This is a genomic window from Pseudonocardia ammonioxydans, assembly GCF_900115005.1.
Classification (GTDB): Bacteria; Actinomycetota; Actinomycetes; order Mycobacteriales; family Pseudonocardiaceae; genus Pseudonocardia; species Pseudonocardia ammonioxydans.
The window spans coordinates 77,197-94,592 of record NZ_FOUY01000009.1; the positions used below are offsets into that span (position 1 = coordinate 77,197).

Genomic DNA, 17,396 nt, shown 5'->3' on the forward strand with positions numbered 1-17,396 from the left:
CCGCGTTCAGGAACGCCGGGCCAGCACCATCACCTCGGACACCGTGGCCTCGGAGTCCTGGCCGTACAGCCCGGCGTCGGAGTCGACGAGCTCGTAGCGGTCGAAGAGCTCCAGGTACCGGTGCCGCAGCATCGGCTCGCGGACGCCCGGCTTGCCGCTGGGCGAGTTGCGCAGCAGCAGCCATCGGGCGCCGAGATCGGTGACCAGCCGCGCGTAGTTCTCGACGACGTCGGGCTCCATCTCCTGGAACGAGATGAAGTTCGCGAACAGGTCGACGGTGCCGGTCAGCCGCGGGAGCTGCCAGGAGCAGAGCACCGTGGCCGGGTGCTCGATCTCGTCGATCGCGATCTTCTCCCGGTCCCGGGTGGCCGCGTAGTCGAGCACCCGGCTCTCGCCGAGCACCTCGCGCAGGTAGTGGGTGGCGACGGCGGCGACCGGCGGGATGTCGACGTCGATGTAGCGCAGCCCCTCGTTGCGCGCGAGCAGGATCTCGCCGAGCGTGCCGAACCCACCGCCGATCTCGCACACGGTCGAGATCTCGAGGTCGGGCACCGCGCGCTTGAGCATCACGAGGCCGCGCAGGTAGTTCAGCGACGAGCGGCTGAACCGGCGGCCGCCGAGGACCAGCTGCTCGGCGGGAGCGCCGGCGGTCGACTCCGAGAACCCGGTCAGGACCGGTGCCCGGTCGGCCGGGTCGAGCGCCTGCACGGTCGCGTGGTGCGCGCGCGCCACCGGGACCTGATCGATCCGCTCGCGGATCAGCTTGCCGGCCGAGCCGACGAGACCGAACGCCCCGGACAGCGCCGCCGCGGGACGGGAGACGGGCGCGTACTGCGGGGCGTAGAAGAACCGTGCGGACGGATGCCTGCGGAACTCCGCGAAACCGCGTTCGCGCAGGTCGGCGACCACCTTCTCCAGGCCGGTCCGCCAGAAGTCGGTCGGGCGGTAGAGTTCCGGTGCGTCCTCCAGGTCGGCCAGCATCAGCTCGAGCAGGGTCCTCGCGTCCACGCGTCCTACCGTACGGAATGTCGCGTTCGTCCTGATCACGGCGTACCGTCGCGAGCCGCCCGGATCGGGACCGATAACCTGCGGGAGGCGGACGGGAAGGACGAGGCAGTGGACGTGGTCGCCGACACCGGTACCTGGGTGGTGGTCCCCGTGTACAACGAGGAGACCGTCATCGCCGACGTCGTCGACGAGATCCGCGTCCGCTTCCCGAACGTGGTCTGCATCGACGACGGCAGCCGCGACGCCTCCGCCGAGCGGATCGCCGGCACCCGGGCTCATCTCGTGAAACACCCGATCAACCTCGGCCAGGGCGCATCCCTGCAGACCGGCATCGACTACGCACTGCGCCGGGGTGCCGAGCGGATCGTCACGTTCGACGCCGACGGCCAGCACGACGTCGCCGACGCCGCCCGGATGGTGGAGATCGTCCGCAGCGGCGAGGCCGACGTCGTCCTCGGCTCCCGGTTCCTCGACTCGACCGAGCCGGTCCCGGTGCTGAAGCGGCTCGTGCTGCGCACCGTCGCGGCGCTGTCCCCGGCGAGCCGGAAGCTGAAGCTCACCGACGCCCACAACGGCCTGCGGGTGCTGTCCCGGCCGGTCGTCGAGGAGCTGCGGATCTCGATGAACGGGATGGCACACGCCTCGGAGATCGTGGCCGCGCTGGCCCGGTCCTCGTGGCGGATCGTCGAGGCGCCGGTGACGATCCGCTACACCGAGTACTCCCAGTCCAAAGGCCAGTCGTTGTTCAACGGGGTGAACATCTTGTTCGACCTGTCGGTCCGGCAGCGATGACCCAGGAGGCGAACACCGTGATCCTGCAGATCATCCTGCTGCTGTCCACTCTCGGCGCGCTCGTCTACTTCGTCCGCAGCGGACAGAGCGTCGGGGTCCGGGCGAGCAAGCGGATCGCGTTCGGCGCGTTCGTCGTCCTCAACATCTACGCCATCCTGCGGCCCGACGACGTCACCTACGTCGCCCGCGCGCTCGGTATCGGCCGCGGTACCGACCTGATCGTCTACCTGCTGGTCGTCGCGTTCGTGTTCGGGATGCTCAACACCTACCTGCGGGACCGGGAGATCAGCCAGCACCTCACGAACCTGGCCCGGCAGATCGCCGTGCGGGACGCGGAGTTGAGCCGCCGCGAGGAGGAGCTCGCCCAGCGGCTCGACGCGCTCGCCGAGCGCGACGCACAGTCGCTCCCGTCCACGTCGAACAGGCCCACCTCGAACGGACGTGCACAGGAGTCGCCCGACACCGTCGGTGACCCGACCGACCGGTCGCGCGCCTGACCTGCGGTACATCACGGCTGCCACGACCTGAGAGAAACGCCCGGCGGCTGCGCAACGACAGCACTCCGGCATCGCCCGACCACACCGGAGGACCTCCATGCGCGCGCTCGTCACCGGTGGAGCCGGTTTCATCGGCTCCACCCTCGTCGACGCCCTGGTCGCCCGCGGCGACGACGTGCTCGTCGTCGACGACCTCTCGTCGGGCACGCGGGAGAACCTCGCCCCCGGTGTGGACCTCGCGGTGCTCGACATCCGCGACTCGGAGACGCTGGCGAAGCGGGCGGCGGAGTTCCGCCCGGACGCGGTGTACCACCTGGCCGCGCAGATCGACGTCCGCACGTCGATGGCCGACCCGGTGCACGACGCGTCGGTGAACGTCCTCGGCACCCTGAGCGTGCTGCAGGCCGCGCGGGACTGCGGGGCCGGTGCGGTCGTCGTCTGCTCCACCGGCGGCGCCATCTACGGCGACGGCGCGCCGCTCCCCACGACCGAGGAGGAGCCGCCGGAGCCTGAGTCGCCGTACGGGATGAGCAAGCTGGCGGCCGAGCGCTACACCCGGTTCTTCGTCCGCACGCACGGGCTGCCCGCGCTGGTGCTGCGCTTCGCGAACGTCTACGGGCCGCGCCAGCACCCGTCGGGCGGGGCGGGCGTGGTGTCGCTGTTCTGCGACCGGGCCCGCGGCGGCCGGCGGCCGACGGTGTTCGGCGACGGCGGGCAGACCCGCGACTTCCTCTACGTCGGCGACGTCGCGCGCGCGGCGCTCGCGTCGGCCGACCGGCTGGCCGCGGGCGAGCTGGCGGGCGAGGTGTTCAACGTGGGCACCGGGACCGAGTCGACGGTCGTCGAGCTGGCCGCGACGATCGGCCGGATCGCCGGGCTGGATGCCGGCGACTTCGCCCCCGAGTTCGAGCCCGCCCGGCCCGGGGAGCTGCGCCGCAGCTGCCTGGACCCCTCCCGCGGGCTCACCGCGCTCGGCCTGCCGGCGCCGACGACCCTCGCGGACGGCCTCTACGCCACCTGGGCCTGGCACACGCGCCGCGACTGACAAGCGCCGCGTACTCCCACCCCCACCCCCGCCCCGGCCCCGCCCCCGAAACGCCCCGAGGGGCACCCTCGGGGCGCTGGGCGCCACCAGGGTGCCCCTCGGGGCAGCGAGCACGGGGGTCCGAGCCGGAGCGCGAGGCGCCGGGCGTGCGGCGTCGGAGCGTGCGGCGCCGGGGCGGGTCAGCTGTAGACGGCCAGGGTCAGCATCGCGATCCAGGCCACGGCGAGCACCTGCAGCACCCGGTCGCCCAGCGCGATCTCCTCCGGCTCCCCGCCGGTACCGCGGTCGACGTCCACCGAGTAGCGCAGCACCGCGATCACGAACGGCACGATCGACACCACCGACCACACGGTGTTGTGGTGGGTCTCGCGGATCTCGAACGCCCACAGGCCGTAGGTCATGATCATGACCGTGGCCGACAGCGACCAGATGTAGCGCAGGTAGGACGCCGAGTAGCTCTCCAGCGACTTGCGGATCTTCGCGCCGGTCTCCTCGGCGAGCCGCATCTCCGCGTAGCGCTTGCCGGCCACCATGAACAGCGAGCCGAACCCGGTGACCAGCAGGAACCACTGCGACAGCGGGATCTCGGTCGCGACACCACCGGCGATGGCGCGCATCAGGAAGCCGGACGCGACGATGCAGATGTCGAGCACCGGCTGGTGCTTGAGCCACAGGCAGTACGACAGCTGGACCGCCACGTACACGGCCAGCACCACGATCAGCTGCCAGGTGACCAGGATCGACAGCGCGATCGCCGCGGCGAACAGCACCGCGGCCGCCACGTAGGCCAGCGGCAGCGGCACGATGCCCGCCGCGATCGGACGCCGGCACTTCGTGGGGTGTGCCCGGTCGGCCTCGACGTCGAGCGCGTCGTTGACCAGGTATACGCCCGATGCGGCCAGCGAGAACGCGGCGAACGCGATCAGGCAGTCGACGAGCACCTCGACGCCGAACAGCCCGCCGCCGACGAACGGCGCGGCGAACACCAGGACGTTCTTCACCCACTGCCGCGGGCGCATCGTCTTGAGCAGGCCGCGGGCGACCTTCGCCGTGGTCCGCTCGGAGGGGTCGATCGGGACCTGCGGGGCCGGCCGCTCCTCGGCGGCCTCGGCCTCGTGCCCCTCCGGGGCGCCCGCGTCGTCCGGGGCGTCCGGCTCGACCGGGGTCTTCGGGTCGGCCACCTCGGCGACGGCGGCCTTCGAGTCCGTGGGCTCCTCCTCGGCGGAGGAGGTCTCGCCGACCTTCGTGGGATCGGTGCGGGTCATGCGCTCACCCTCCGGTGGGTGGGGTTGCGACGGATCACACGCCGGGCCGCGGTGGCGACGACCGCGCCGAGCGCGGTGCCGGTGGCGACGTCGGACGGGTAGTGGACGCCGAGCACCAGGCGCGAGAGCGCCATCATGCCCACCGTGGCCGAGGCGACCACGACCGGCGCCCGCCCGCGACGGCCGAGCAGTCCGCCGTAGAGCACGGCGGCGGCCGTCGTCGACGTGGCGTGCGAGGACGGGAAGCTGAGCCGGCTCGGGGTGCCGACCAGCACCCGGACCGACGAGTGGGCGGGGCGGCGCCGCCGGACGACGCGTTTGACGCCGATCGACGTGCCGTGCGCCAGCGCCACGGCGGCCGCGGAACCCAGCCACTCGCGCCGGCGTGGCCGGTCGACTGCGGCCCCGGCCAGGCCGATCGCCAGCCAGCCCGCTGCGTGTTCCCCGAACAGCGACATGCCGCGCGCGGCGCGGACGTACCCGTCGCCGCCGAGCGTGTCCTGCACCGCGTTGAGCAGGAGGATCTCGCCGGTCGCCGGGGTCTCGATCGGGGTGTCGACGTCGGCAGTCGGTTGTGGACCGGAACGGTCCAGGGTCTCTGCCACGGGGTGGGGCCCTCCTGGCGTGCCGCTGGCACCCGGCTCGACCCGGGCGATGACAGCCCGTGATGGTACGCGCGGGCGGGGTTCCGGCCGGGGTCGGGGCGGGTAGGGCCGGCCCGGGCACCGGCTCAGAACCAGCGCTCGAGGACCTCGGCGATGCCGTCGCGGGTGTTCGGCGCGGTCACCTCGTCCGCCAGCCCGACCAGGTCCGGGTGGGCGTTGCCCATCGCGACCCCGGTCCCCGCCCAGCGCAGCATCTCCCGGTCGTTGGGCATGTCGCCGAACGCGATCGTCTCCGCCGCGCCGACCCCCAGGTGCTCGGCCACGTCGGCCAGCCCGGTCGCCTTCGTGATCCCCGGGGCGGAGGCCTCCAGCAGGCCGCCCGGGTGCGAGAACGTCAGGTCGGCCAGGCCCTCGGCTTTCGGTGCGAGCGCGTTCAGCATCTGCTCGCTGGTCAGCTCGGGAGCGCGGACGAGCAGCTTGGTCACCGGCCGGGCGAGCATCTCCTCGTGGCTGGCCTCGCCGCCGTCGTGCGCACCCCAGGCGTGCACGTAACCGGGTCCGGTGAGGAACTCGTCGACCGTGCCGAGCGTGACCTGCCCGGTGATCGAGTTCCCGACCCGCTCGACGCCGATGCCGCACCCCGGGAACAGCTCCCCGGCCAGCGTGGCCAGCGTGCGGACCGCGTCCGGCTCGAGGGTGTGTGCCCCGAGCAGACGGTCCTCGGCGGCGTCGTAGAGCACGGCGCCGTTCGCACAGACGCACAGCCGCACCAGCCCGTCCGGCAGCTTGGCCACGATCGGCGGGATCCACCGCGGCGGACGCCCGGTGACGAGCACGAATCCGGTCCCGGCCTCGACCGCCCGGGTGAGGGCGGCGACCGTGCGCGGGGTGACGGCGTCGCGGTCGTCGAGGAGGGTGCCGTCCACGTCGGTCGCGACCAGCCGGGGCGGGTTCTCGGCGATCACACCCCGAGCCTACGGAACCCCGCGACCCCCATCGTCACGGTTACGCTCGTCGGGTGCGCGTTCTGGTGGTCGCGGCCCCGCTGGCGGGGCACATGACGCCGCTGCTGCCGTTCGCACACGCGCTCTGGGACTCCGGCCACGAGGTGCTGCTGGCCGGCGGCGGGGACGCGCTCCCCCGGCCCGCCGGTCCGGACGCCCGGTCGCTGCCGTTCATCGACGTCGCCCGCAACCTGCGGCTGGGCCGGCTCGCGGCGCGTTCGCTGGTGACCCACCCGGTCACCGCCCGCGCCGAGCTGACCGGCCGGGCCGGCGACGCGGGCGTCCGCTCGCTGTTCGGCCCGGTGAACGAGGGGCTGACCGACGCGCTGGTGACCGTCGCCGAGCAGTGGCGGCCCGACGTCGTGCTGCACGAGCCGCTCGCCGTGGCCGGCGCGCTGGCGGCGGCCCGGCACGACGTCCCCGCCGTGCTGCACGAGAACGGCCTGCTCGACGGGCTCGCGACGGCCCGGACCCTGATGCACTCCCGCCCGGTGCAGCGGGCCCGGGCCCGGCACGGGCTGCACGACGTGCCCCGCCCCGCCGTGGTCCTGACGATCGCGCCGGCCAGCCTGGTCGGTCCGCGGGACGCGCTGGCGGTCCGGCCGGCCGGACCGGCAGGCGGGCCCGCGCTGCCCGGCTGGTTGAAGGCCCCCTCGGTCCGTCCGCGGGTGCTGGTCCTGCGCGGTGGCGGCCCGATGCGGGGCGACCTGCAGACCTCCGCGCTGCGCACCGTGCAGGCCACGGAGGACCTGGGCTGCGACCTGGTGCTCTCCCGCCCACCCGCCCGGCTGGCCCGCCGGACCGGGCCCGGCGTGCACACGGTCGGGCGGGTCGCGCCGGCCGAGCTGCTCCCGGCGTGCGCGGCCGTGCTGCACGCCGGCAGCTCCGGGCACGTGCTGTCCGCGCTGACGGCGGGCATCCCGCAGCTCGCCCTGCCCGGGCCGGGCGATCGGCGGCACAACGCGGAGCTCGTCGCCGCCCGCGGGGCCGGGATCGGCGGGGCGGTCACCGAGGACGCGCTGCGGCGCCTGGTGCACGACGGCGAGCTCGCCGCCGCGGCCCGCGAGGTGCGCGCCGAGATCGCCGCGATGCCCCCGCCGCAGGCCCGCGTGGACGTCGTCGCGGCACTGGCCTGACCGTCCCCGGTGCCACCCCGGCATCGGGGTGTGCAGCGGCGTCACCGGGTACCCGGACGGCATGGCCGACCACGACACCACCGTCGCCGCGCTGCTCGACCGCGCCGGGACCACCTACGCGGCCGAGGCCGGGATCACGCTGAAGGACACGCCCGCCCCGCTGTACCGGGTGCTGGTGCTCGGCACGCTGCTGTCGACGCGGGTGCAGGCGTCACTGGCCGTCGCCGCCACCCGTGAGCTCGTCGACGGCGGCATGGGCACGCCGGAGCGGATGCGCGACGCGAGTTGGCAGGACCGCGTCGACGCGCTGAACCGGGCGCACTACCGCCGGGTCGACGAGCAGATGGCGACCGCACTCGGCGAGGGCGCGCACCAGCTGCTCGAGGACTGGTCCGGTGACCTGCGCACTCTCCGGAAGGCCGCGGACGGCGACCCGGACCGGATCCGCTCACTGCTCACCGGGTTCGCGCGACTCGGCCCCACCGGCGCCTCGATCGTGGCCCGGGAGCTGCAGGCGGTGTGGCCGGAGCTGCGCCCGTCGCTGGACGGCAAGGCGCTCGACGGTGCGCAGCGGCTCGGCCTGCCGACGGAGCCGGACCGGCTGGCCCGGCTGGTCGACGGCGAGCGGCTCGCGGAGTTCGCCGCGGCGCTGACCCGGGTCGGGCTGGACAAGAAGCTCGCCGACGACGCCCTGGCCGCGGCCTGACCGGGCGGGTCCGGTGCCGGCCCCGGGGCCCGGGACCGGCACCGTCGACACCTACCGCGAGCGCAGCTCGCGGCGCAGGACCTTCCCGCTGACCGTCTTCGGGATCTCGTCGAGGATCTCGAGCTGCCGCGGGTACTTGTAGGCGGCCATCCGCTCCTTGCAGAACGCGATGACCTCCTCCGGCGTGACCTGCGCCTGCGACCGCAGCGAGACGAACGCCTTCACCGTCTCCCCGCGGTACTCGTCGGGCACCCCCACGACCGCCGCCTCACGGACCGCCGGGTGCTCGTAGAGCACGTCCTCGACCTCCCGCGGCCAGATCTTGTAGCCACCCGCGTTGATCTGGTCCTTCTTGCGGTCGACGATGTAGAACCAGCCCTGGGCGTCCATGTAGCCGACGTCGCCGGTGTGCAGGGCGCCGCCGGGCAGCGCCGTCGCCGTCTCCTCCGGCTTGTTCCAGTACCCGGTCACCACCTGCGGGCCCTCGGTGACCAGCTCGCCGATCTCGCCCGCGGGCAGCTCCGTGCCGTCCTCGTCGATGATGCGCACGATCGTGTCGTAGATCGGCACACCCACCGACAGTGCGCCGGAGTCGGGATCGACCGGTGCCTCGGCACCGAACGGCACGGCGTGCGACGGCGAGGTCGTCTCGGTCAGCCCGTAGATGTTGTGGATGTAGTTCCCGGAGACCTCGCGGAACGCTTCGACCGTGCTCGGCGGGATCGGCGCGCCCCCCGAGTAGAGCTTGGTGAGCGAGGCGAGCTTCGCCCGGTCGGCGTTCGGTGCGTTCATCAGCGCGATGTAGACGGTGATCGACCCGACGGTGAAGGTCGCCTGCTCGGCCTCGACCGTGTCGATGGTCAGCGCCGGGTCGAGCCGGTACATCAGCACCAGCGGCGCGCCGGCCAGCAGCGACACCGCGATGTGCCCGACCAGGCCGGTGATGTGGAACAGCGGGGCGATGCCCAGCACCACGTCGTCCGGCCCGATGCCGATCCAGTCCCGGTAGCTCTGGGCGTTGAAGACCACGTTGCGATGCGTGGTCATCGCACCCTTGGGCGGGCCGGTGGTGCCGGAGGTGTAGGTCAGGAACGCCACGTCGTCCGGCCCGAGCGACACCGGCGGCGGTGCGGTACCCGCGTGCCGGTCGAGCAGCTCGACCAGGTCGAGCGTGCCGGGGCAGTCGATGCGCTCCACCCCGGCGAACACGGCGGGCTCGTCGCGGGACTGGAAGTCCAGTTCGGACGTCGTGATCACCGTGCGCACGGCCGTACCGCCGACGACCGCCGCCGCCACGTCGCGCTGCAGCGACTGCAGGACCACGAGCACGGTCGCGCCGGAGTCGGTGAGCAGCTCGGCGAGCTCCCGCTCCCGGTACATCGGGTTCGCCGACACCGCGATGCCGCCGGCCTTCCACGTGCCGATCTGCGCGATGACGAACTGCGGGACGTTCTGGGCGAAGATGGCGACCCGCTCACCGGCGACGAACCCCTCGCCCGCCAGGCCGGCGGCGAAGGCGTCGGTGAGCCGGTCGAGCTCGGCGAAGCTGATCCGGCCGTCGAAGTAGCGGATGGCGTCGCCGTCGGGGCCGCGCGCCACCGACGCCCGGAACATCGCCAGCGCGCTGTCGTGCTCGAGCTCGATCCCGGCCGGCTGCCCCGGGTCGTAGCGTCCCAGCCAGGGCTTCTCGTCGTAGACGGTCACAGTGCCCGCCTCACCGGATGACGACGGGGTTCACCGGGGCACCGGTGCCCTCGACGACGTTCAGCGGGGCCGCGGTGTAGAGGAAGTCCCACCGGCCGTCGGCCGCGCACGCCTCGGCCAGCTTGTCCAGCGCGACGATCTCGGTGAGCACCACGCCGAGGTTGCGCATCAGTGCGCAGTGCAGCGGCAGCATGACGCCCGAGACCGGGTCCTTGGTGACCTCGTTCGCGATCGTGTCGGTGACCAGGTTCGGGATCTCGCGGTCGGCGAACCACTGCACCAGCTCGCGGGAGTACGTCAGCCCGGGCTCGACGAAGTCGGCGTAGAACTCCTCGGCCGGGACCGAGTAGAAGTACCCCAGGAAACCGGTGCGGATCAGCAGGATGTCGCGCTGACCGATCTCCACGCCCTGGGCCTGCGCGGCCGCCTCGAGGTCGGTGTGGGTGAACGTCTCGCCCTTGTCGAGCCACGGCTTGCCGCGGTGGCGGGCCATGTCGATCAGGACCCCGCGCCCGGCGACGCCCCGCTCGGCGATGGCGGCCACGGAGGCCTTCTTCATGCCCTCGACCGTGTCGCGCGCGTCGTAGCCGTTCCAGATCTTGCCGTCGTACCAGACGTGGCCGAGGGCGTCGTACTGCGTCGATCCCTGCAGGAAGATCTCGGCCTTGTCGTCGGCGTAGTGCAGACCGCCGGGGAACGCCGGCGCGCCCTCGCGGCCCTCGTCCCACGAGGACTCGTCGAGGACGTTGACGCGGTTGATGCTCTCCCGGCCCGGGAAGACCGGGTCACCGTGCGGGTGCCCCATCGGGGCCTGCAGCGGGAACACCTCGCCGGAGCGGATGTGCTGCGCGCCGCGCAGGACCTGTGCGGCGTCGAGGTAGTTGAGCGCCCCGACCTCGTCGTCGGGACCCCACTTCCCCCAGTTGTTCAGGGCGTCGTCACCGAGAAGCTCACGCATCGTGGGCACGTCGGACATTCCGTCTCCTTCGGCGCTGAAGCATTCGGTAGAGCGTCAGAGCGCTCGATCGGTCGATGTCCACGTATGCTGTAGGACACATTTTGCTCCGTCAAGGAGCCCGCTGAGCACACCTCGCCAACGGGCGTGTTCAGCCGAGCTGAACACCGACAGAGCCGAAGACCGACAGCGCTGAACACCGACAGAGCTGACACCGACGAGGAGATGACGGGTGCCCCGCCGAGTGAGCCCCCGGGTCACCGACGACCCGACCGGCGCACAGATCCGCGCCGCCCGGACCCGGCGCGGGCTCAGCCTGCGCACCCTCGCGCGCACCGTCGACGTCAGCCCGGCGACGCTGAGCCAGATCGAGCTCGGCCGGACCGGCCTCACCCTCACCCGCCTCACCCGCATCGCCGACGCGCTCGGGACGAGCGTGCAGGAGATCCTCGCCATCGATCCGGCGCGCTCCGCCGAAGGTGGGCCCGGCCCGGTCCGGGACCGACGCCCGCCGCGCCCCGAACAGGCCCGGGACTGGCGGGTCTACGGCCCATTGCCGTTCGACCCCGTCCTCGGCGCCGCCCTCACCGAGTTCGTGCACGTCGGCTACCACGGCGCGACGGTGCGGAGCATCGCGCGGCGCGCAGGCCTGTCGGTGCCCGGGATCTACCACTACCACCCGAGCAAGCAGCACATGCTGATGGCGATCCTCGAGTACACGATGGCGGACCTGCTCGAGCGGGCCGAGGCGGCGCGGGCGGAGGGGCTCGACCCCGTCGAGCGGTTCGGCCTGCAGGTCGAGCACCTGGTCCTGTTCCACACCCACCGCGCCGAGCTCGGTTTCGTGGGCGCCGCCGAGAAGCGGAGCCTCGACGACGGCAACGCGCGGCGGATCGCGGCCCTGCGCACCCGCCAGCAGCACTATGTCGACGACGAGGTGCACGACGCAGTCGCACTCGGCCTGTTCCGGTCCGACGGCGCCCGCGAACGGGCCCGCTCGATCGTCACGATGTGCACGGCGTTGCCCACCTGGTGGCGACGCGACGGGCACCACACCCCCGAGCAGATCGCGGAGCAGTACGTCGCGATCGCACGCGACGTCATGCTGGCCCCCGGTCGACCGACCTCGTCTCGGTTGTCCTGAACGTAATTACGGAATATCGTAGTTGCATGGTGGTCACCGATACCCCGTCCCGTCCCGTGCCGCCGCTGCGCCGGGGGCTCGTGGCGGCCCTCGCCGGAGCGGTGGTCGCCGGCCTCCTCGGCTGGCTGCTCGCGCCGGCCCCGTCCACCCCCGGGCCGGAGACGACCGGCGACCCCGCGCTCGCCGAGTGGCTGCGGGCCCAGGCGGGCCCGGGCCGGCACGGGCTGGTCGCCGCCGTCGTGCGGGACGGACAGGTCACCGCGGCCGGGATCGGGGACGACGGCCACGGCGAGCCGGTCGGCGCGACGACGCCGTTCGAGATCGGTTCGATCACCAAGACCTTCACCGGGGCACTGCTCGTCGAACTCGAGCGGCGCGGCGTGGTGCGCGCCGACGACCGGGTCCGCGACGTGGTCCCCGACCGGGCGTGGCGCCCCGGTGGGGTCGGGGACGTGACACTGGCCGAGCTGGCGAGCCACCGGTCCGGGCTGCCGAGGCTGGCGACCGGTCCCGCGGCGGGCCTGTCCCTGTGGGCGCGCAACATCGCGGGGTTCTCGCCCTACGACAGCAGCGTCGAGGAGCTGTTCACCGCGGCCGACCGGGCCGAGCTGACCGGGCGGGGCGAGTACCTCTACTCCAACCTCGGCAGCGCGCTGCTCGGCCAGGCACTCGCCGCGCGGGCCGGCACGCCGTACCCGCAGCTGGTGTCCGATCTGGTCACCGCACCGCTGGGGATGACCGGCACCGCCGTGCTCGACGCCCCGCCGCCCGGTGCGGCCCGTTCCCACGACCTGGCCGGCCGTCCCCGCGCCGTGTGGACCAGCGAGGGGGACGCGCCCGCCGGCATCGGCGTGTGGTCGACCGCCGAGGACCTGGTGCGCTACGTCGGTGCGCTGGACGATCCGGCGTCGGCGGTCGCCGAGGCCGCCCGGCCCCGGTTCGACTCCGACCTCGGACAGGTCGGCTACGGCTGGGAGACCCTCACCGCCGAGGGGCGCACGTTCCTCTGGAAGAACGGCGGTGTGGCCGGCACCTGGGCCACGATCCTGACCGAGCCCGCCCGCGGGCAGGCGGTCGTGGTGTTCGGCAACTCCACGCTGCCCGTCGACGACCTGGCCGTCCGGCTGCTGGACGTCCCCTCGCCGTTCACCGGCGGGGACGAGGAGGCGGACGCGGATGTGGCCGCCGCCCTGCTGCCGTTGGGGGTCGGCGCGGTCTTCCCGCTGCTGGGCGGACTGAGCACGCTCGTGGCGGCGCGGGGCGGATGGCGCGGGCGGCGGCCGGTGAACCGGCTCGAGTTCCTCGGGTCGGCCGGGACCGGGCTGTTCTTCCTCGCCGCGACCTACTCCCTGGGCGGTGTCGCGTGGGTGCTCGTGGCCCCATGGCTGGCCGGGTGCGTCGCGTTCGGGGCCGGTGTCGGCCTGGCCGCGGTCCGGTGGGCCGGCTGGGACGGCGAGCGGAGCGCGGCCCGCTGGGCGAACGCCGCCTTCGGTGTCGTCCTCGGGGTCGGGCTGACCGGCGCGGTCACCGTCGCGGCGCTGCTCGCCTGATTGTGAGCGCGGCGCTCACAGCAGCGGTGGCGGGGTGAACCCGCCGAACTCCCGCTCGACGAGCTCGGCGAAGCCGATCGTGGTGCGGTCCCCGAACATCGGGCCGATGGCCTGCACCCCGATCGGCAGCCCGTCCCCGGACCGGCCGACGGGCAGCGCCGTCGCCGGCAGGCCCGGCAACGTGGCGACACCCGCCAGCGCGAGCTGATCGAAGTAGGGGTACTCGACGCCGTCGACCTCGATCCGCCGGGTGGCCAGGGCACTGTGGTCGTGCGGGAACGCCGGTGTCGGCATGATCGGGGCGAGCACGATGTCGATCTCGTCGAACAGGGCGCGCCAGCGCTGCCGGATCAGCGCGCGCTCCCCGTCGGCCACGACCCAGTCCCGGTGGCTGAGCACGGCGCCGCGGGCCCGTTCGGCGGCGAGGCCGTGGTCGTCGTCGTCCAGCTGGGCGGCCGTGGCGCGGGCACGCTCGTAGACCTCCGGCGGGTAGCCCGCGGCGAGCCCGGCCTCCAGCAACCGCATGTACACCCGCGCGGCCGCGGTCTGCTCGGGCAGCAGCGGGCTGTCGCGCAGCACCGTGGCCCCGGTGCCGGCGAGCCTCGCGGCGAACCCGTCGATCGCCTCCCGCACGCTCGCCGAGCTGGGCACGAGCGGGTGCTCGTCGAGCACCAGCACGCGGTAGCTCCTCAGGTCGGTGTGGCGGGCCGGCGGGAGCGCGAGCCGGTAGGCCACGCCGTGGGTGAGCTCGTCGGGCCCCGCGAGGACGCCCAGCAACAGGGCCAGGTCCGACGCGCTGCGGGCCATCGGCCCGATCACCGCGAGATCGTGCTCGGCGGGCAGGACCGGGACCGGGGGCGGGGTGTGCCCGCGCAGCGCCAGCAGGCCGAGCGAGGGCTTGTGCGCGTGGACCCCGCAGCAGTGCGCCGGGTTGCGCAACGACCCGCCGATGTCCGAGCCGAGCGACAGTGGCGCGTAGCCGGCCGCGAGCCCGGCGGCCGACCCGCCCGACGACCCGCCCGGTGTGCGCTGCGGGTCCCACGGGTTTCCGGTGGTCCCGTACAGGTCGTTGTAGCTCTGCAGATCACCGAGGTGCAGCGGCACATTCGTCTTGCCCAGCACGACCGCCCCGGCGGCCTTCATCCGTGCCACCGCCACGGCGTCGGTGTCCGGGACCACGTCGGCGAACGCCGGGGCGCCCCACGTGGTGGGCAACCCGGCCACGTGGAACGACTCCTTCACCGTGACCGGCACGCCGAGCAGCGGCCGTCGCTCGCCCCGGGCCAGCGCCGCGTCGGCAGTGGCGGCGGCGCTGCGCGCCCGGTCGAAGTCCGGCACGCACACCGCGTTGATCGTGCCGTCGAGACGCTCGATCCGGGCGATGGCCGCCTCGGTGAGCTCGACCGCCGAGACCCGGCCCGCGGCCAGGTCGCCGACGAGATCGCCCGCGCTGCGGTAGGCCGGATCCCCGGTCCCCATGTCGCCGGTCACCGCGTCCCCCCGTCGATCACGCCCGGGCCGTCGGCCCGCGTCCGGGAACCGTGCCCGCGCGCACCGGCGGTGTCGAGGGAATTGTTCAGAAGACGGCGACGGCCACGATCAGGCCGAGCGCGACGTGTGCGGCGGCGACGACCTTGGCGGCGGCGCGCGGCTCCTCGGACTGGATGACCTCACCGATGTCGATGCCCGTCACCCACTCCAGCAGCCGCACCGCCGCGACCTGGGCGATGATCCCGACCAGGCCGAACACCAGCGACGAGATGAGCCCCTGCAGCAGCGACCCGGCCGAGACGTAGATGGCGATGACGATGATGAACGCCATCGAGAGCATCCCGGCGGCGGTGATCGTGACGGCGTTGGGCAGCCCCGCCCGCACCATCTGCGGCAGCTTGCCGGGCGTCGTCAGGTCGATCGCCCAGAAGCCGACGAGCATCATCAGGATGCCGATCACGGCGTAGAGCAGGATCGCGCCGATGCCACGGCCGAGGAAGCCCCAGTAGGTGGCGTCGAGCGCCTGGGCGAGGATCACGGATGCCTCCGGAGGGAGCGGGGAGCGGACAGTGCTCGGGGGTCGGGCAGCTGGATCGGGGTGGATGCTTCGGGCGGGCCGATGGTCAGGACGGGATGCGGTGCGGCACGAACGCCGCGCCGTCGTCGGTGATCAGCCCTGCGGTCTCGCGGATGCCGAGACCGGCGGCGGTGTCACCGACCAGCCAGGCGCCCAGCGCGGGTCGGTAGCCGTCGAACTCGGGCAGCGGGTCGAACATCTGGTAGACGAAGCCCTCCTCGCCGTAGACACCGCCGGTGGCGGTCTCGTAGTCGGGGGCCACGATCTGGATGTTCGCCCCCTCCCGGCCGAGCAGCGGCTTGCGGACGTACTCGGTGAGCAGCCCCGGGTTGCCGAGGGAGGCCGGCAGCAGGTTCGGGTGCCCGGGGTACATCTCCCACAGCACCGCGAGCAGCGCCTTGTTCGACAGCAGCGTCTTCCACAGCGGCTCGAGCCAGAGCGTCTCCGGCAGGCTGCGGGTGACGTGCTTGCCGAACTGGTCGGACAGCACCCACTCCCAGGGGTAGAGCTTGAACACCCCGGACATCGGGGCTTCCTCGAGATCCACGAACCGGTCCAGTGCGGAGTCCCAGCCGATGTCCTCGATGGACAGACCGACGGTGTCGATGCCGGCCTCGGCCGCGGTCTCCTGCAGGTAGCCGACCGTGATGTGGTCCTCACCGGTGCTCTCCTCACCGGACCAGGTGAAGTGCACCTCCGAGGACGGCAGCCCGCTGCGGATCTCGCCCCAGCGCTCGACGAGCTTCTCGTGCAGCGAGTTCCACTGGTCGTCGCCCGGGTGGACGTCCTGCAGCCAGTACCACTGCAGGATCGAGGCCTCGAGCAGCGACGTCGGGGTGTCCGCGTTGTACTCCAGCAGCTTGGCCGGGCCGGAGCCGTCGTAGCGCAGGTCGAACCGGCCGTAGACGTGCGGGTCGGCCCGCTTCCACGAGTCGGCCACCGCCTGCCAGCTCCACTCCGGCAGCGCGAAGTCCCGGAAGCGCTCGGCCGTCACCACGTGGTCGACGGCGGACAGGCACATCGAGTGCAGGACCTCGATGTCGGCCTCCAGCGAGAGGATCTCGTCCATCTCGAAGACGTAGTGCACCGACTCGTCCCAGTACGGCCGCTCGCCGCCGGAGCCGTCGCGGCCCGGGGTGCCGAACACCATGCCCTGGTCGGCGACGGTGCGCTTCCAGTCCGGACGCGGGGTGCCGCGTTCGCGTCGCACCGATCAGCTCCCGGACGATCCGGACGAGCCCGAGGTGCCGTAGGACGAGCTGCCGCCCACCCCGAGGCCACCGCGGGAGATCGTGCTGCCGGAGGTGCCGCTGCGGACCGTGGTGCCGCTCTTCGACGCCGCGGGCGGCGGGGTCACCGAGCCGCCGGTGGCGACCTGGCCGACGCTGCCGGTGCTGCCGTAGTTGTAGTGGTACTGGCGCCCACCGCCGCCGAGGAAGATCGGCACGAAGGCGAACCCGCCGCCACCGGTGGCGACCTGGCCCTCCCGCGCCGGGTCACCCGCGCAGTTCTCGTCCGGGACGACCACCCCGGCGTCGTCGACGCACTGCGCGACGATCTCCTCGTCGGGGCTGGAGGCGGCGTAGACCGCGGCGATCAGCGCGACGACGCCGATGGTGGCGCCGGTGCCGATCAGCACCCGCTTGGTCTTCTTCGAGCGCGCCTCCTTGAGGCGCACCGCCTCGCGGTCGGCACGCACCTTCTGCTCACGGGCGCGCTTCTCCGCGAGCGTGGGTTCGCGCGGTGCGGTGGTCTCGTCCTGGTGCCGGATCCGGCCCCGTGGCGCGTCCCCGCCCGCACCGGCCTGCGGCATCCCGGTCGTCGGCGTGTCGTCGCCGGCCCCGGTGGCGCCGCCGGGTCCTGTCGCGTCCCGCTCCGGGCCGCCGTCGGCCGAGTGCCGTCCGTCGGTCATCGATG

Annotated in this window: 17 protein-coding genes; 7 read left to right on the forward strand and 10 right to left on the reverse strand. The window is 73.3% G+C overall.

Features of this window, described 5'->3' with window-relative positions:
* Nucleotides 1-6 precede the first annotated feature (6 nt).
* Nucleotides 7-1,008: a putative sugar O-methyltransferase gene (locus BM093_RS11015; protein ID WP_093341142.1), complete on the reverse strand. Its 1,002-nt coding sequence runs from the start codon at nucleotides 1,006-1,008 to the stop codon at nucleotides 7-9.
* A gap of 108 nt (nucleotides 1,009-1,116) precedes the next feature.
* On the opposite strand from BM093_RS11015, the gene BM093_RS11020 reads away from it, so the two are divergent.
* The 3 genes from BM093_RS11020 to BM093_RS11030 all read left to right on the forward strand — a co-directional run bounded on the left by BM093_RS11020 (nucleotide 1,117) and on the right by BM093_RS11030 (nucleotide 3,342).
* Nucleotides 1,117-1,800: a glycosyltransferase family 2 protein gene (locus tag BM093_RS11020; RefSeq protein WP_093341144.1), complete on the forward strand. Its 684-nt coding sequence runs from the start codon at nucleotides 1,117-1,119 to the stop codon at nucleotides 1,798-1,800.
* Nucleotides 1,797-2,297 (forward strand): DUF2304 domain-containing protein, encoded by a 501-nt coding sequence (locus BM093_RS11025; RefSeq protein WP_245773450.1) that lies wholly within the window; start codon nucleotides 1,797-1,799, stop codon nucleotides 2,295-2,297. Before BM093_RS11020 ends, BM093_RS11025 begins: the two co-directional genes overlap by 4 nt.
* Before the next feature lie 97 nt (nucleotides 2,298-2,394).
* The gene (locus tag BM093_RS11030) at nucleotides 2,395-3,342 is read left to right on the forward strand and encodes an NAD-dependent epimerase/dehydratase family protein (protein WP_093341146.1); all 948 of its coding nucleotides are present in this window, start codon (nucleotides 2,395-2,397) and stop codon (nucleotides 3,340-3,342) included.
* Nucleotides 3,343-3,521: 179 nt separating this feature from the next.
* Here the strand turns inward: BM093_RS11030 and BM093_RS11035 are convergent, their stop codons facing one another.
* The 3 genes from BM093_RS11035 to BM093_RS11045 all read right to left on the reverse strand — a co-directional run bounded on the left by BM093_RS11035 (nucleotide 3,522) and on the right by BM093_RS11045 (nucleotide 6,177).
* Nucleotides 3,522-4,607 carry a decaprenyl-phosphate phosphoribosyltransferase gene (locus BM093_RS11035; protein WP_093341148.1) on the reverse strand — a complete coding sequence of 362 codons (1,086 nt, stop codon included), beginning with the start codon at nucleotides 4,605-4,607 and terminating at the stop codon, nucleotides 3,522-3,524.
* Nucleotides 4,604-5,212 carry a phosphatase PAP2 family protein gene (locus BM093_RS11040; protein ID WP_245773451.1) on the reverse strand — a complete coding sequence of 203 codons (609 nt, stop codon included), beginning with the start codon at nucleotides 5,210-5,212 and terminating at the stop codon, nucleotides 4,604-4,606. Before BM093_RS11040 ends, BM093_RS11035 begins: the two co-directional genes overlap by 4 nt.
* Before the next feature lie 125 nt (nucleotides 5,213-5,337).
* The gene (locus BM093_RS11045) at nucleotides 5,338-6,177 is read right to left on the reverse strand and encodes an HAD family hydrolase (RefSeq protein WP_093341150.1); all 840 of its coding nucleotides are present in this window, start codon (nucleotides 6,175-6,177) and stop codon (nucleotides 5,338-5,340) included.
* Between the two features lie 53 nt (nucleotides 6,178-6,230).
* Here BM093_RS11045 and BM093_RS11050 point away from each other — a divergent pair, with 53 nt between their 5' ends.
* Both BM093_RS11050 and BM093_RS11055 read left to right on the forward strand, forming a co-directional pair.
* Entirely contained in the window at nucleotides 6,231-7,352 is a 1,122-nt protein-coding gene (locus BM093_RS11050) for a glycosyltransferase (protein WP_093341152.1), read from the forward strand.
* 61 nt (nucleotides 7,353-7,413) lie between these two features.
* Complete coding sequence (locus tag BM093_RS11055) at nucleotides 7,414-8,058, forward strand: endonuclease (protein WP_093341409.1); 645 nt, start codon at nucleotides 7,414-7,416, stop codon at nucleotides 8,056-8,058.
* Between the two features lie 51 nt (nucleotides 8,059-8,109).
* Here the strand turns inward: BM093_RS11055 and BM093_RS11060 are convergent, their stop codons facing one another.
* Both BM093_RS11060 and BM093_RS11065 read right to left on the reverse strand, forming a co-directional pair.
* Nucleotides 8,110-9,762, reverse strand: coding sequence for an AMP-binding protein (locus BM093_RS11060; RefSeq protein ID WP_218162734.1), 1,653 nt, complete (start codon nucleotides 9,760-9,762; stop codon nucleotides 8,110-8,112).
* 10 nt (nucleotides 9,763-9,772) lie between these two features.
* The gene (locus BM093_RS11065) at nucleotides 9,773-10,738 is read right to left on the reverse strand and encodes a cyclase family protein (RefSeq protein WP_093341155.1); all 966 of its coding nucleotides are present in this window, start codon (nucleotides 10,736-10,738) and stop codon (nucleotides 9,773-9,775) included.
* A gap of 211 nt (nucleotides 10,739-10,949) precedes the next feature.
* Between BM093_RS11065 and BM093_RS11070 the strand changes: the two genes are divergently transcribed.
* Complete coding sequence (locus tag BM093_RS11070; protein WP_218162735.1) at nucleotides 10,950-11,861, forward strand: TetR-type transcription factor C-terminal domain-containing protein; 912 nt, start codon at nucleotides 10,950-10,952, stop codon at nucleotides 11,859-11,861.
* A gap of 26 nt (nucleotides 11,862-11,887) precedes the next feature.
* On the forward strand, nucleotides 11,888-13,411 hold the full coding sequence (locus BM093_RS11075) for a serine hydrolase domain-containing protein (protein ID WP_093341158.1): 1,524 nt from the start codon (nucleotides 11,888-11,890) through the stop codon (nucleotides 13,409-13,411).
* Nucleotides 13,412-13,426: 15 nt separating this feature from the next.
* On the opposite strand, the gene BM093_RS11080 is transcribed toward BM093_RS11075, so the two are convergent.
* The 4 genes from BM093_RS11080 to BM093_RS11095 all read right to left on the reverse strand — a co-directional run bounded on the left by BM093_RS11080 (nucleotide 13,427) and on the right by BM093_RS11095 (nucleotide 17,391).
* Nucleotides 13,427-14,890: an amidase gene (locus BM093_RS11080; protein ID WP_093341419.1), complete on the reverse strand. Its 1,464-nt coding sequence runs from the start codon at nucleotides 14,888-14,890 to the stop codon at nucleotides 13,427-13,429.
* Nucleotides 14,891-14,987: 97 nt separating this feature from the next.
* Nucleotides 14,988-15,440 carry a DUF350 domain-containing protein gene (locus BM093_RS11085; protein ID WP_093341161.1) on the reverse strand — a complete coding sequence of 151 codons (453 nt, stop codon included), beginning with the start codon at nucleotides 15,438-15,440 and terminating at the stop codon, nucleotides 14,988-14,990.
* 85 nt (nucleotides 15,441-15,525) lie between these two features.
* Complete coding sequence (locus tag BM093_RS11090) at nucleotides 15,526-16,689, reverse strand: glutathionylspermidine synthase family protein (RefSeq protein ID WP_093341164.1); 1,164 nt, start codon at nucleotides 16,687-16,689, stop codon at nucleotides 15,526-15,528.
* Nucleotides 16,690-16,692: 3 nt separating this feature from the next.
* The gene (locus BM093_RS11095) at nucleotides 16,693-17,391 is read right to left on the reverse strand and encodes a hypothetical protein (protein WP_245773452.1); all 699 of its coding nucleotides are present in this window, start codon (nucleotides 17,389-17,391) and stop codon (nucleotides 16,693-16,695) included.
* Nucleotides 17,392-17,396: the final 5 nt, after the last annotated feature.